Origin of the sequence: Mesorhizobium sp. M2A.F.Ca.ET.046.03.2.1 (assembly GCF_003952425.1) — a bacterium.
Taxonomy (GTDB): Bacteria; Pseudomonadota; Alphaproteobacteria; order Rhizobiales; family Rhizobiaceae; genus Mesorhizobium.
Window position 1 is genome coordinate 6,623,342 of sequence record NZ_CP034449.1, and the last position, 14,270, is coordinate 6,637,611.

Below are 14,270 nucleotides of genomic sequence, written 5' to 3' on the forward strand. Positions count from 1 at the left end.
CAGACTCAAAAACGCAGCCAACAAAGCAAAAAATGACAGAAATGACGGCCGAAAGGCACCGCGACGATGGGATTATGACTTTGGTATTAGGTGCGGTGCGGGAGCGGCGCAGTGCCGGGAGCGGTTCATTTCCAGCGTTAGGCAACCAATCCGACGCACATCCTCTTTGAAAGGAGCGTTTTTCTCAGTATCCACGTGAAGCGTACGCCGTAGCCTTAACGATCGAGCGCCAACGTCTCGTCGTTGATTATCCCAAGACGGGCTTCAATCATTGCTATCTCGTCGGGCGAGGCGGCACCAGACGCCTCTATCTCCATGAAGAGTTGCTCGAAGCCGCCCGGCGTTACTATTGCGAACATCTGCCCGGGCTCGTCGCCAATGTTGCGCCAGCTGTGACGCACGTAAGGGGGCAGAACGACGACAGTGCCTGGAGGGGCATCGAATTCTTCGTCACCGCACTGGAAAACGATAAGTCCCGCAAACCACCCTAAAAAACCTCTGTCTCGCGCGTGTGAGTGTGAGGGGGTCGGGCCTTTCCCAGGGAGAGTGAAAGTTTCCCACATTCCGAATGCGCCGTTGGTCTCGGCGGCAGTGGCATGGACGACTACCTTCGCACCATGTGGCGCTTTGGCGAGGCGCTCGCTGCCCGGCGTGGAGATAACTGCTTTCTGAAAGTCCGACATGACCGCCCCCACTGGTTGAGTGGGGAACAATAGCATGGGATCGATTGCTGGTTCAGCCATTGGTGGCAGAGCAGCATTCCGCACGAAAAACCCCTGCGCCCATTTCTGGCTTCTAGGCCTTCAGTGCCTCAAGCAGGCTGACCGCCGCCAGCATGTCGCGTTTGCGGGCCGAGCGGCGCGCGACTGCCTCCGCGTCCTGGCCCCAGTGCTCGATCTGCCAGTCCTCGTCGACATGGGCCGCTGCCCAAGCTTCCTCGGCGTCCAACTCGCCGAAATCCACGGCCAGCGCCAGCAGCGCCGAGCCGGTCAGCGCCGTCATAACATGGATGGCGGCCAGCCGCATCGGCTCCGAGCGTTGGCCAAGATGCGCGCCAAGGATGGCGATGGCTTCGCGCGGCTGCTCGACATGGATGACGCCTTCGGCAAGATTGAAGCGCGCGCCGAGGCTGCCGCGTGCCCAGTCCAGCACCGGATCCCACAGCTTGTTCTGACGATCGACCAGGCCTTGCGGACCGTCGGCACGGTAGCAAAGCAGATCTGACGAAGCGAAGCGCAGCACATCCTCCAGCACCGCCTGCGGATCGGAGACGACACCGTCTATGGCGGTGTTGACAAGGCGCATGACCGGCATGGTCACGGGATCGATGACCTCGCCCTGGGCGCTGAATTCGTCGGCCACGAGTGCCGCAGCCCTTTCGGTTGGCAGCACCATCACGGCCTTGCCCGGCGTGCGCACCGGACGGCCGTCGAGATGAACGGTAAAGCCGTTTTCCACCGGGACAACCGAAACCGCCTTGTAGAAACGCTTCGGCAGCGGCGTCTTCATCTGGATCTGGGCGCGGCGCACGGGATCGGGATCGGAAAGCAGTTTTCCGGCTTCGAGGTCTTCGAGGATGTCGCGCATGTCGAACTCCCTAAACTGTTGGCTGCCTGCGCGCCGGCCGGTTGACGATGATGAGACCGGCGGCGATCAGGGCCAGAGCCAGGAATATCCTGGTCGTCGGCGCTTCACCAAGGACCACCGCGCCGCACAAGACGCCGAACACCGGCGACAGGAAGGCGAAGCTCGACAGACCGGACGCGGGGTAGCGCCGAAGCAGCCAGAACCACAATACATAGGTGAAGGCGACGATATAGAAAGACTGGAAGAGCAGCGCCAACGTCGGCAAGGTTGCAACCGCGCGAATGGGCGGGCCGGCCAAGGGCATCACCAGGACACCGACTATCGCCGCGCCGGCCAGTTGGTAGAGCAGCAGTTTCTCGGCGCTGGTCGCCACCAGTTTCGAGCGCTTGATGACGATGCTGGTCGCCGCCCACAGGACGCCGGAACCAAGGCTGAGCAGATCCCCCAGAAGGGTCGTGTCGCTGCCCGCGACAATGCCGTCCGAGAACACGGCCACCAGGCCGCAGAAGGCCAGGACAAGCCCACCGAGCTTGCGCGCGTTGATGCGCTCGCCGAGCAGGAAATGACCGCCGATCAGCACCCAGAACGGCATGGTGTTGACCAGCAGCGTGTTGCGGGCGACGGTCGTGTATTCGAGGCCGATATAGAGGCACAGGAACTCGATGCCGAAAAACACGCCGACGACGACGCCGGCGGCCAGCGTCCCATCCGCTTCGAACAGGTTGATGCCGCGCAGCCGGCACCAGCCAAGCACGCAGGCTCCCCCGATGAGCGAACGTGCGATCGAGACGAAGACAGGGTCGTAGCCTGCGTAGGAGATCTTGGCCGCGACGTAGTTCAGTCCCCACGAGAAGGTCAGCCCGACCATGATGGCCGCTGCCGCCATGTCGACCGCGTCGCGGCGATCCAGTGCGGGCGCAACGGTCAATCTAGTCCTCCGCGCTCTGTTCGTCGAAGCCGAGCAGGTTCCAGCTCTGGCGCATATGGGGCGGCATCGGCGCCGTCACATCGATGACGCCCTGGTCCGGATGCGGGATGACGATGCGGCGGGCGTGCAGATGCAGGCGGTTCTGGATGCCCCCGGGAATTCCCAGTTGGTATCGGCCTCGAAATATTTCGGGTCGCCGATGATCGGGCAGCCGATATGGGCGGCGTGGACGCGCAGCTGGTGCGTGCGGCCGGTATAGGGCTCCATCTCCAGCCAGGACAGCGACTGCGCCGCCTGCTCGACGACGCGATAGTAGGAAACGGCATGGTCGGCGCCCTTCTCGCCATGCTTGGCGATGCGCACGCGGTCACCATCCGGTGTCGCCTCCTTGACCAGCCAGGTCGAGATCTTATCCTCGCGCTTGGGCGGCACGCCCTTGACCAGCGCCCAGTAGGTCTTCTTGGTCTCTCGCGCCCGGAACGCCTCCGAGAGCTTCATCGCGGCAAGACGCGTGCGGGCAACCACCAGCACGCCGGAGGTGTCGCGGTCGAGGCGGTGGACGAGGCGCGGCTTCTCGCCCTTCTGGTTGCGCCAGGCCTCCAGCATGTCGTCGACATTGCGGGTGACGCCCGAGCCGCCCTGCACCGCTAGGCCGGCCGGCTTGTTGAAGACGAAGACCTTCGGATCCTCGTGCAGAAGCATCTTGGCGAGCACGTCGGCATCGCCCTGGTTGCGGATCGAGTGGCCGGTAAGCGGCGCATCGCCTTTCTTGTCGATGTCGAGCGGCGGTATACGCACCGTCTGGCCAGGCTCTACGCGCGTGTCCGCCTTCGCCCTGCCGCCGTCGATGCGGATCTGGCCCGAGCGCAACAGCTTCTGCAGGTGGCCAAAGCCTAGGCCCGGATAATGGACCTTGAACCAGCGGTCGAGCCGCATGCCCGCCTCGCCGGCCTCCACCGTGATCTGTTCTACACCTGCCATGGATACGCTTTTCCGTTTGAAAGCGGCGCCATAGCACTAAGGCGAACAGGTTGCGAGCCAAAGACCCAACAAAGCGCGACGATTACCCCAATCGCGGCCGATGGCGGGCTGGTCTGCTCGCTCAGTCGGCGGAAGATGACGGCGATACCGCGCAGACCGTCGAGCGCGTCAGGAAGCGCTTCTCGCGGCCATTGTCGAGCGAGAACATGCCGCCCCTGCCCTTCACCACGTCGATGATCAGGTCGGTGTGCTTCCAAACTTCATATTGCGAGGCGCTGATATAGACCGGCGTGTCGCCGATCTCGCCGAGCTTGACGTCATTGTCGCCGATCATGAACTCGCCGCGCGCATAGCACATCGGCGAGGATCCGTCGCAGCAGCCGCCGGACTGGTGAAAGAGCACCGGCCCGTGGTCGGCGATGATTTCGGCCAGCAGCGCCTTGGCCGTCGCCGTGGCCGAGACTTTGCCCAATGAAGCCCTGTCCATGGCAATCCTCCTATGTCGAAGGGAGGGCGCCGTCCGCGGCGCCCTCCCTTCCCCTTCGCCCTGGGAGGATCAGAAGAAGCCGAGCTTCTTCGGGCTGTAGCTGACCAGCATGTTCTTGGTCTGCTGGTAGTGGTCGAGCATCATCTTGTGCGTCTCGCGGCCGATGCCGGACTGCTTGTAGCCGCCGAAGGCGGCATGCGCCGGATAGGCGTGATAGCAGTTGGTCCAGACGCGGCCTGCCTGGATCGCGCGGCCGAAGCGGTAGCAGCGGTTCGCGTCGCGGCTCCAGATGCCGGCGCCGAGGCCGTACAGCGTGTCGTTGGCGATCGACAGCGCCTCGTCGTCGTCCTTGAAGGTCGTCACCGACACCACCGGCCCGAAGATTTCTTCCTGGAAGATGCGCATCTTGTTGTGACCCTTGAAGACCGTCGGCTTCACGTAATAGCCGCCGGCCAGGTCGCCCGGCAGGTGGTTCTGCTCGCCGCCGGTCAGCACCTGGGCTCCCTCCTGGCGACCGATATCGAAGTAGGAGAGGATCTTTGCCAGCTGCTCGCTCGAAGCCTGCGCGCCAATCATGGTGGCCGGATCGAGCGGATCGCCCTGCACAATCGCCTCGACGCGCTTCAGCGCGCGCTCCATGAACTTGTCGTAGATCTTCTCATGCACCAGCGCGCGGCTCGGGCACGTGCAGACCTCGCCCTGGTTGAGCGCGAACATGACGAAGCCCTCGATCGCCTTGTCGAAGAAATCGTCATCCTCGGCAACGACGTCCTGGAAGAAGATGTTGGGCGACTTGCCGCCGAGTTCCAGCGTCACCGGGATGAGGTTCTGCGAGGCATACTGCATGATCAGGCGGCCGGTCGTCGTCTCGCCGGTGAAGGCGATCTTGGCGATGCGGTTCGACGATGCCAGCGGCTTGCCGGCCTCGAGGCCGAAGCCGTTGACGATGTTGAGCACGCCTTCAGGCAAAAGATCGCCGATAAGGTCGGCCCACAGCATGATGGTGGCAGGCGTCTGCTCGGCCGGCTTCAGCACCACGCAATTGCCGGCGGCGAGCGCGGGCGCCAGCTTCCAGCAGGCCATCAGCAACGGGAAGTTCCAAGGAATGATCTGGCCGACGACACCCAGCGGCTCATGGAAATGATAGGCGACCGTGTCATGGTCGATCTCGGAAAGGCTGCCCTCCTGGCTGCGAAGGACGCCTGCGAAATAGCGGAAGTGGTCGATGGCCAGAGGCAGGTCCGCCGCCGTCGTCTCGCGGATCGGCTTGCCGTTGTCCCACGTTTCGGCGAGCGCCAGCAGGTCGAGATTGTCTTCCATGCGGTCCGCAATGCGATTGAGGATCAAGGCGCGGGCCGCCGGACTGGTCTTGCCCCAGGCATCCTTCGCCTTGTGCGCGGCGTCGAGCGCGGCTTCGACGTCCTGTGCGTCGGACCTTGCGATCTCGCAAAGCGGCCGGCCGGTCACCGGCGAGATGTTGTCGAAGTATCTTCCAGCATGCGGGGCGACCCAGCGGCCGCCGATGAAGTTGTCATAGCGCTTGGCGAAGGGGACCTTGGCCGCGCGTGAGAACTCAACCTTGTTCATTGTCTGCCTCCCAGCAAAAACGGCGTCACGGAATGTGGCGCGTCGCTGGAGACACTTGCGGATGCTCTTCGGCCTGTCATCCCCAGGCAAACGGATCGCGGCCGCCGAGTGTCGCAGAACTGCGACAGGTCAGGTTGCGTAAATCAATGCGGCCGGCGGATGCTGAAACGGGCGAGCTTGCGATGCAGCGTCGCGCGCGAGATGCCGAGGCTCTGCGCCGCTGCCGAGACATTGCCGCCGGTGCGCGCCATCGCGCGCTGCAGCACGCTGCGCTCGGCATCGTCGAGGTCCTCCCGGGCCCTGGCCGGGTCCCCGAGGATGTCCGCGGCGAGCAGGCCCTTGGCCAGGCCTTCCGACGTTATGCCGAGAGCAAGCCGCGCCGAGCGTGTCGCGCCGATCACAAGGTCGTCGGCGTCGACGGCGATCAGCGCGCCGGCGCTGCGCTCGGCAACCGGCGCAAGCAGGATGCGGGCATTGGAACAAACCATACGGAAATTCTCGGCCTCGATACGGCGCGCGGCATCGCCCACCGCGACCGAGATAAGCTGGACGAAGCCTTCCGTGAGGTCGGAGCGGCAGGACGATACGTCGAGCGCGGCCGCCAGGTTGCCTTCATGGTCAAAGACGGGAGCCGTGGTGCAGCTCATCAGCGTGTTGCGCGAAAAGAAATGCTGGTCGCGATGGATGGTGAGCGGCCGCTGATCGGCAAGACAGGTGCCGATGCCGTTGGTTCCCTCACTGTCTTCTCTCCAGACCGTGCCGGTCCACAGGCCCCATTCGTCGAAGGTCTCGTCGTCGGCGACCGCGCCGCGGCGCTCGACGGGGATGCCGTCGCGGTCGGCCAGCATCACGCAGCAACCGACACCGCCGACCGCCTGATAGAGCCGGTTGAGGCTTCCTTCGGCCGCGCGAATCATCCGCTCCATGCGCTGCCGGGCCTGCCGCAATTCGGCTTCGGTCAGCCGCCTTGGCGCCTTGCGCTCGGCCGGATCGAGGTGATGCAGTTGAAGGGAACGCCGCCACGAGGCGACCAACGCCGAATGGGCCGCATCGCTTCTGGCGATCGAAGCCTGGACGAAATCCGCATGACCGGCTGCTTGCCGCCCGCTCAAACCTATCCTCCCAGCGAGCGGACCTCCTTCCGCCCGTCGTTATATCCTTGTGGATATATCCGATGGAAGAGTTGTAACGGTTGCAGCGGATCGGCGCTATAGGACGTTGGTTTAAGAGCATCGAGGCCCGGCCGAGCAGGCCGAGCCAGGAGATTGAAGAGGCGCCAGATCAGTTGGCGGTGGCCTTAGGTTTAGACGAGCCGATCATCTTCCAGTTCTTGTAGAAGACCGAATTGATGCGCTCCACGCTGACCGAGACGATGGCGAGAAGGCCCGCGATCAGTTTTGGGAACGGAGACGGCCTGATGATGTCGACGAAGACGCAGTAGCGGCGGCCGTCATATTCGTTGACCGAGCGGTGGAACAGCGTGTCGTCGAAGATGAACAGAGGGTTGTCGTACCAGTAGTTCTTCTTGCTGCCGCACTGGACGAAGATCTCCGCCTGCACCGGGATCAGATTGTAGAGGATGCGCAGGCTGAGGCGGAGCGGACCGAAATGCCAGGACGTGGATTCGCGCTTGCTGAAAACGGATACGGCGATCGTCTTGATGTATTTGTAGTCCTTGTTGAATTCGGGAACGTTGTCGATCTTGTGCTTGCCGTACCACTGATAGACGTACATGCCGCGCCGGCCGGCGCCGAAATTGGCGTCGATGTCGGCGATGATCTCGTCCTTGCGGGCCTTGAAGACACCCAGGACCTCGTTGATCTCGCGCTGATAGTCTTCAGGGAACTGCTCGGGCTTCCAGACGCCGGGGTTGCGGTAGCAGAGAAGGTCGACAATCAGGTTGAACGGCGACAGCAGCCAGGTGAACAGGCCGTTGCCGAGGAAGTAGCGCTCGAACAGGTTTCGGTTCTTCTGATCGTTGCGCATGACGTCGATCAGGCCGCAGACGACCCAGATCGCGGTCAGGATCGGGATGAAGTAGAAGACGAGCGCGAGAACCACGACCGCGATGGCGGCCTTGCGGAGCGACTTGACGGTTTGCTTTTTCATTGCCATTCGCGCGGGAAGGCGCGATCCTGTTCCATGGGACAAAATCACGGCGACCCCCGCCAGCCGTGCGTCTTGATAGGATTTTTTGTTTCCCGGCACAATGCCGTCGCGCGGACCCGTCAGCCGGTCAACATAATATTACAATTCCACTCAACGCTCAGCCGACAGGTTCCGAGCGCGCCGACCGACGGGCCGCGCAACTCAGCCGTTCCGTTCGCCGCGCAGCTTCGCCCAGTATTCCAGCCGCTTGCGGATGTCGCGCTCGAACCCGCGTTCCGGCGGATCGTAAAAAGTGTGCCGGCCCATCTTCTCCGGAAAATAGTCCTGGCCTGAAAACGCATCCGGCTCGTCGTGGTCGTAGCGATAGCCGGCGCCGTAGTCCTCCTGCTTCATCAGCTTGGTCGGCGCATTGAGGATGTGCTTGGGCGGCAGCAGCGAGCCGAACTCCTTGGCCGCCGCGGTCGCCGCCTTGAAGGCGGTATAGACAGCGTTCGATTTCGGCGCGGTGGCGAGATAGACGGTGGCTTGAGCGAAGGCGAGCTCGCCCTCGGGCGAGCCAAGATAGTCATAGGCGTCCTTGGCCGCGTTGGCGACGACAAGCGCCTGCGGATCGGCGAGCCCGATATCCTCCACCGCCATGCGCACCAGCCGGCGGCCGAGATAGAGCGGATCCTCGCCGGCATCGAACATGCGGGCGAGGTAATAAAGGGCGGCATCCGGATCGGAGCCCCGTACCGATTTATGCAGCGCCGAGATCAGGTTGTAATGGCCGTCCTGGCCCTTGTCGTAGATCGGCGCGCGGCGCTGGATGACGCGCTGCAGGCCCTCCGGGCCGAACACTTCGCCTTTCTTGGCGGCGCGCCAGACTTCCTCGGCCAGCGTCAGCGAGGCGCGGCCGTCGCCGTCCGCCATGCGGACCAGCATCGCGCGCGCCTCGTCGTCAAGCGGCAGCGCCCTGCCCTCGGTTTCTTCCGCCCGCGCCAGAAGCTTGGCGATGCTTTCCTCGCCCAGCGAACGGAACACAAGCACGCGCGCTCGCGACAGAAGCGCCGCATTCAGCTCGAAGGACGGGTTCTCCGTGGTGGCGCCGACCAGCACCACGGTGCCGTCTTCCATCACCGGAAGAAAGCCGTCCTGCTGGGCGCGGTTGAAACGATGGATCTCGTCGACGAAGAGCAGCGTCTGGCGGCCGTTGGCGCGCCTGAGTTTCGCCGCCTCGAACACCTTCTTGAGGTCCGCGACGCCGGAAAATACCGCCGAGATCTGCTCGAAGGCGAGATCGGTCTCGCCTGCCAGCAGCCGCGCCACCGTCGTCTTGCCGGTGCCGGGCGGACCCCAGAAGATCATGGAGCCGAGCGAGCCGGAATCGATCAGCCTGGTCAGCGCGCCGTCGGGGCCGGTCAGATGCTCCTGGCCGACGACCTCGCCGAGGTTTTGGGGGCGCAACCGGTCGGCCAGCGGCCGCCCGGGCGGCGCTTTCTCCGGTTCATCGGAACTGAACAGATCGGCCATGCAAGTCTTTTGGTTGAAACGCGATCCCGCTCCTTTGAGAGCATAATCTTGTCCGAACACCGGTTCCCGCTTTCTGCCAAGCGGACCGTCAGTTCGGGATCATGCTCTAAATGGGCAGACCGCCTCAATAACGCAACACCTGGCGCAGTATCTGCCCGCCGCGCTCGACGGTAAAGCGCCACCAGCGCGTGTCCTGCTGGGCAATTTGCGCCAGCGTCGCCGCGGTATCGATGCTGGTGCCGTTGACCTCGCGCACGATATCGCCCGGCTGGAAGCCGAAATCGGCGGCTGGCGAATCGCGGCTGATATCGATGACGGTGACGCCCTTGAGATCGGTGCGAAGGCCAAGCCGCTGGGCAAGCCTGGGCGACAGCTCCGCGACCTTGGCGCCGGCGAAGGGACTGCGGCCGCGCAAGGTGACCTCGCTGGGCTTGGCGCCTTCCGGCGCGCGCTCCAGCGGGATTTCCAGCGTCGCCTGCTGGCCCTTGCTCAGCACGACGAAGGTCGCCTTGGTGCCGATCGACAGCGTCGCCATGCGATAGTCGAGCGCCTCGATGCTTTCGACCGGCGTGTTGTTGAGCGACAGGATGACGTCGCCCGGCTTCAGGCCGGCCTTGCCGGCGGGGCCGGAGCCCTCGACCGATGAAACCAATGCGCCGGTCGGCTTCTCCATGCCGAGCGATTCGGCGATCTGCGGCGTCACCAGTTCGAATTCAGCGCCGATATAGGGCCGCTCGAAGAAGTCGAGCCCGGCCTTGGCGGCGTCGGCAAAGGCGCGCACCATATTCGAGGGAATGGCGAAGCCGATGCCGATCGAGCCGCCGCTGCGGCTGTAGATGGCCGTGTTGATGCCGACCAGCTGGCCGCCCATGTTGATCAGCGCGCCGCCGGAATTGCCGGGATTGATGGCCGCATCGGTCTGGATGAAATAACCCGAATCCGAAACGCCGATATGGCTGCGGGCAAGCGCCGAGACAATGCCGCTGGTGGTGGTCTGGCCGACGCCGAACGGGTTGCCGATGGCGAGTACCAGGTCGCCGACCTCCAGCGCGTCGGAATCGCCGATGGCGATCACTGGGAACGGCTTGTCGGCCGAAATCTTGAGCACGGCGAGATCGAGCGTCTCGTCCCTGAGCATAACCTTGGAGGTGAACTCGCGCCCGTCGGCTGTCGCGACCTTCACCTCATCGGCGTCCTTGATGACATGGAAATTGGTGACGATGACGCCGCTCGGATCGACCAGCACGCCCGAGCCCAGCGAAGACTGCGCGCGCGGCTGGGCGCGGCCGAAGAATTCCTCGAAGAAGGGATCGCCCTCGAAAGGCGACGTCATCTTGGCGGTCTGCGAGGCATAGACGTTGACGACGGCGGGTGCGGTCTGCTTGACCAGCGGCGCGAAGGAAAGCTGCACCTCCTCGCGGCCGAACGGCACGCGCTTGTCGGGGCCGGACGTGCCGTTCTCTCCTTCAACGCCATGCAACAGATCGGTCAGCACGTCGGAGAGGCCTGGATCGGCCGGCTTAGCGGCATCCTCGGCAAAAGCCTGTCTTGCGGCCGGTGCCGCGGCGAATAGAGCCAGCGCAGCAACAAGAAACAGTCGTTTGAGGTGCATTCCGAATCCTCCAGATCGGGCGCCATTGTCCCGACGATTGTGCAGAATGAAAGGCTAAGGCGATGAAATCGAATTATTTTCAGCCAGTAACCGGCTATAGCTGTATCCGCAATCTGGTACTGTTGTCCGTTTCATGAAAAAGCAGCTCGCTTCCTTCCCCGATTTCCTGGCGACCGGTGTCTTGGGACCGGTGTCGCCCGACATGAGGCTTATCGAGATAGCACAGGCTCGGGTCACCCGACGGATGGAATATCAGCGAAGGTGACCCGATTCCGGTCTACTGGTTCTTCGGCAACCTGGAGATTTCCTTCGACAGCATCGCACCCCACTCGATGAATTGGTTTCAGATCGAAGGGGCATCGCAACTCGAGGGTGAATTTGAACCTTTGACCAAACAGCTGAAGGTGTCGCTAGATGGATTCAGCGGCGCAACGAGGCCGTCCGAATTCCTTGCAGCAGGCCTGTGGGATCCCACGCAGGCTTCCGTCTACTACGCGGCGCTAAGCGACGACATCCTGCTGAACGTTTGTGCCGGCGGCATCCAGATTCATTTCCAGGTCGACACGTCTTTCATCGGCAATCGCGACGTGATTGAATATTTGAACAGTTCGACCGTGCTGCAACTTGTCCGGAATATCGACTCCCGAACCAAGGTTGACAGCATCTACTCCTATCCGCGGAAGGCCCCCAAAGAGCTGCCCGGGGTGTTCAATTGGCAGTGCCTGGCTGGCCAGGACTACCTGAACCTGGTTCGATAGGTTGCAGGCAAAAGTACAAAGGGGCCCGAAGGCCCCTTGAACGCTTTCTCGGAGTATCCGTGCCTCAGGCGGCCGCGGCTTCCTCATTAGCGCCCTCGGCCTCGAGGCGGGCGCGGTCGGCGGCGCCCTTGGCCGAGGTGTCGCGGTCGACGAATTCGATGACCGCCATGGCAGCGTTGTCGCCCTTGCGGAAGCCTGCCTTCATGATGCGCAGGTAGCCGCCATTGCGGGTGGCGTAGCGCGGGGCGAGGGTCTCGAACAGGCGCTTGACGACGCCTTCATTGCCGATCTGCGCGATCACCTGGCGGCGGGCGTGCAGGTCGCCGCGCTTGCCGAGCGTGACGAGCTTCTCGACGATCGGACGCAGGTCCTTCGCCTTCGGCAGGGTGGTGACGATCTGCTCGTGCTCGATCAGAGACACGGCGAGGTTGGCGAACATCGACTTACGATGGCTGATGCTGCGGGCGAAACGACGGCCTTTGAAACCGTGGCGCATGGCTCTTTTCCTTCTTCAGTTGTTCAAGAGGCCACGGCCTCTGATGGTTTTCCGCATGACCGTCGGATCGAGCGGCTCGCGCCGCCGATCCTTGGAATTCATGCTCAATACTGGTCTTCGTAACGCTTTGCGAGGTCTTCGATGTTTTCCGGCGGCCAGTCCGGCACTTCCATGCCGAGATGGAGGCCCATGGCCGCCAGCACTTCCTTGATCTCGTTCAGCGACTTGCGGCCGAAGTTCGGGGTGCGCAGCATCTCGGCTTCGGTCTTCTGGATCAGGTCGCCGATATAGACGATGTTGTCGTTCTTCAGGCAGTTGGCCGAACGCACCGAAAGTTCGAGTTCGTCGACCTTCTTGAGCAGCGCCGGGTTGAAGGCGAGCTCGGTGACGGCTTCGGTCGCGACTTCCTTCTGCGGCTCGTCGAAGTTGACGAACAGCGCGAGCTGGTCCTGCAGGATGCGGGCGGCGAAGGCGACCGCGTCCTCGCCCGAGATCGAGCCGTTGGTCTCGATGGTCATGGTCAGCTTGTCATAGTCGAGCACCTGGCCCTCGCGGGTGTTCTCGACCTTGTAGGAGACCTTCTTGACCGGCGAGTAGAGCGAGTCGACCGGGATCAGGCCGATCGGCGCGTCCTCGGCGCGGTTGCGCTCGGCGGGCACATAGCCCTTGCCGGTGTCGACGGTGAACTCCATGCGGATCTCGGCGCCCTCGTCCAGCGTGCAGATGACGTGGTCGGGGTTGAGGATCTCGACGTCGCCGACGGTCTGGATGTCGCCGGCGAGCACGGCGCCCGGGCCCTGCTTGCGCACGACCATGCGCTTGGGACCATCGCCTTCCATGCGGATGGCGATTTCCTTGATGTTGAGCACGATGTCGGTCACGTCCTCGCGCACGCCGGCGATGGACGAGAATTCATGCAGTACGCCGTCGATCTGCACGGCGGTGACAGCCGCGCCGCGCAGCGAAGACAGAAGCACGCGCCGCAGCGCGTTGCCCAGCGTCAGGCCAAAGCCGCGTTCGAGCGGCTCGGCCACCAGCGTGGTCAGCGTCTTCTTCTTCGACGAGAACTCGATCTTGTTCGGCTTGATCAGTTCCTGCCAGTTTTTCTGGATCATAAATGTCTTCCTTCCTTTGCCCCGCCACCATCCAATCGTGGCGGGCGACACGGAAAACCGCGGAGGAACGCCGTGGCGTTCGCGCGGCGCTTAAAATCAGACGCGGCGCTTCTTGCGCGGACGGCAGCCATTGTGCGGGATCGGCGTCACGTCGCGGATCGAGGTAATGGTGAAGCCGGCCGCCTGCAGCGCGCGAAGGGCCGATTCACGACCGGAGCCGGGTCCGCAGACCTCGACCTCGAGCATGCGCATGCCGTGTTCCTGCGCTTTCTTGGCGACGTCCTCGGCAGCCATCTGGGCGGCGAACGGGGTCGACTTGCGCGAACCCTTGAACCCTTGCGCACCGGCTGACGACCAGGCAATCGAATTGCCCTGCGCGTCGGTGATGGTGATCATGGTGTTGTTGAAGGTCGAATTGACGTGGGCAACGCCCGACGAGATGTTCTTGCGTTCGCGACGGCGAACACGAGCGGCTTCCTTGGCCATGGTAGTCCTTTCAGTTGATCTCTACACCGCCGTAATGCCAGCGGCTCCACCTTGAGAAGCGAGTAGGGAATAGTGAGTAGCGAATAGAGTCCTACTCGCTAATGACTACTCGCTATTCGCCCAATTACTTCTTCTTGCCGGCGATCGCCTTGGCCGGGCCCTTGCGGGTGCGCGCATTGGTGTGCGTGCGCTGGCCGCGGACCGGCAGCGAGCGGCGGTGACGCAGGCCGCGGTAGCAGCCGAGGTCCATGAGCCGCTTGATGTTCATCGAGACTTCGCGGCGCAGGTCGCCTTCGACCTGGTAGTCGCGGTCGATCGTCTCGCGAATCTGCAGCACTTCCGCGTCGGTCAGCTGGTTGACGCGGCGGTCCGCCGGGATGCCGACCTTGTCGACGATCTCCTGGGCAAACTTCTTGCCGATGCCGTGAATGTACTGAAGCGCAATGACGACGCGCTTGTTGGTCGGAATGTTGACGCCGGCTATACGAGCCATTTTCTTCTCTTTCTCCATGTAGGCCGGACGAGCCGGCGTTCAAGTTACCCCGCGTCCGGTGGAGGCCGGCCCTTGCGGGAGTTTCCTGGTTCAAAGCGGACGCCTTGCCCGCAAGGGCA

14 protein-coding genes and 1 pseudogene are annotated in these 14,270 nt (G+C 63.2%); 1 reads left to right on the forward strand and 14 read right to left on the reverse strand.

Features of this window, described 5'->3' with window-relative positions; genetic code table 11:
- Positions 1-215: 215 nt before the first annotated feature.
- The 10 genes and pseudogenes from EJ072_RS31580 to EJ072_RS31625 all read right to left on the reverse strand — a co-directional run bounded on the left by EJ072_RS31580 (position 216) and on the right by EJ072_RS31625 (position 10,803).
- Positions 216-683 (reverse strand): cupin domain-containing protein, encoded by a 468-nt coding sequence (locus EJ072_RS31580; protein WP_126082790.1) that lies wholly within the window; start codon positions 681-683, stop codon positions 216-218.
- A gap of 112 nt (positions 684-795) precedes the next feature.
- Positions 796-1,587, reverse strand: coding sequence for an ATP12 family chaperone protein (locus EJ072_RS31585; protein WP_126082791.1), 792 nt, complete (start codon positions 1,585-1,587; stop codon positions 796-798).
- Between the two features lie 10 nt (positions 1,588-1,597).
- Entirely contained in the window at positions 1,598-2,473 is an 876-nt protein-coding gene (locus EJ072_RS31590) for a DMT family transporter (protein ID WP_126083812.1), read from the reverse strand.
- 43 nt (positions 2,474-2,516) lie between these two features.
- A pseudogene (locus tag EJ072_RS31595) lies at positions 2,517-3,496 on the reverse strand (RluA family pseudouridine synthase).
- Between the two features lie 121 nt (positions 3,497-3,617).
- Complete coding sequence (locus tag EJ072_RS31600; RefSeq protein ID WP_126082792.1) at positions 3,618-3,983, reverse strand: DUF779 domain-containing protein; 366 nt, start codon at positions 3,981-3,983, stop codon at positions 3,618-3,620.
- Positions 3,984-4,052: 69 nt separating this feature from the next.
- Positions 4,053-5,570 (reverse strand): aldehyde dehydrogenase, encoded by a 1,518-nt coding sequence (gene adh / locus EJ072_RS31605; RefSeq protein ID WP_126082793.1) that lies wholly within the window; start codon positions 5,568-5,570, stop codon positions 4,053-4,055.
- A 143-nt stretch (positions 5,571-5,713) separates the two neighbouring features.
- The gene (locus EJ072_RS31610; RefSeq protein ID WP_126082794.1) at positions 5,714-6,682 is read right to left on the reverse strand and encodes a helix-turn-helix domain-containing protein; all 969 of its coding nucleotides are present in this window, start codon (positions 6,680-6,682) and stop codon (positions 5,714-5,716) included.
- Between the two features lie 169 nt (positions 6,683-6,851).
- A complete protein-coding gene (locus tag EJ072_RS31615; protein WP_189343136.1) occupies positions 6,852-7,679 on the reverse strand; it encodes an aspartyl/asparaginyl beta-hydroxylase domain-containing protein in 828 nt (275 codons plus the stop codon).
- Between the two features lie 201 nt (positions 7,680-7,880).
- Entirely contained in the window at positions 7,881-9,191 is a 1,311-nt protein-coding gene (locus EJ072_RS31620) for a replication-associated recombination protein A (RefSeq protein WP_126082796.1), read from the reverse strand.
- A 124-nt stretch (positions 9,192-9,315) separates the two neighbouring features.
- A complete protein-coding gene (locus tag EJ072_RS31625; RefSeq protein WP_126082797.1) occupies positions 9,316-10,803 on the reverse strand; it encodes a DegQ family serine endoprotease in 1,488 nt (495 codons plus the stop codon).
- Between the two features lie 332 nt (positions 10,804-11,135).
- On the opposite strand from EJ072_RS31625, the gene EJ072_RS31630 reads away from it, so the two are divergent.
- On the forward strand, positions 11,136-11,561 hold the full coding sequence (locus tag EJ072_RS31630) for a hypothetical protein (RefSeq protein WP_126082798.1): 426 nt from the start codon (positions 11,136-11,138) through the stop codon (positions 11,559-11,561).
- Positions 11,562-11,625: 64 nt separating this feature from the next.
- Here EJ072_RS31630 and rplQ read toward each other — a convergent pair whose 3' ends face one another.
- From rplQ to rpsM, 4 genes are all read right to left on the reverse strand, one after another.
- The gene (gene rplQ, locus EJ072_RS31635) at positions 11,626-12,057 is read right to left on the reverse strand and encodes a 50S ribosomal protein L17 (RefSeq protein ID WP_126082799.1); all 432 of its coding nucleotides are present in this window, start codon (positions 12,055-12,057) and stop codon (positions 11,626-11,628) included.
- Positions 12,058-12,161: 104 nt separating this feature from the next.
- Positions 12,162-13,172, reverse strand: a complete 1,011-nt coding sequence (locus tag EJ072_RS31640) for a DNA-directed RNA polymerase subunit alpha (protein ID WP_040994640.1) — start codon at positions 13,170-13,172, stop codon at positions 12,162-12,164.
- A 96-nt stretch (positions 13,173-13,268) separates the two neighbouring features.
- Complete coding sequence (gene rpsK, locus EJ072_RS31645) at positions 13,269-13,658, reverse strand: 30S ribosomal protein S11 (RefSeq protein WP_006205444.1); 390 nt, start codon at positions 13,656-13,658, stop codon at positions 13,269-13,271.
- Positions 13,659-13,782: 124 nt separating this feature from the next.
- Positions 13,783-14,151, reverse strand: a complete 369-nt coding sequence (rpsM, locus tag EJ072_RS31650) for a 30S ribosomal protein S13 (RefSeq protein ID WP_027170351.1) — start codon at positions 14,149-14,151, stop codon at positions 13,783-13,785.
- Positions 14,152-14,270: the final 119 nt, after the last annotated feature.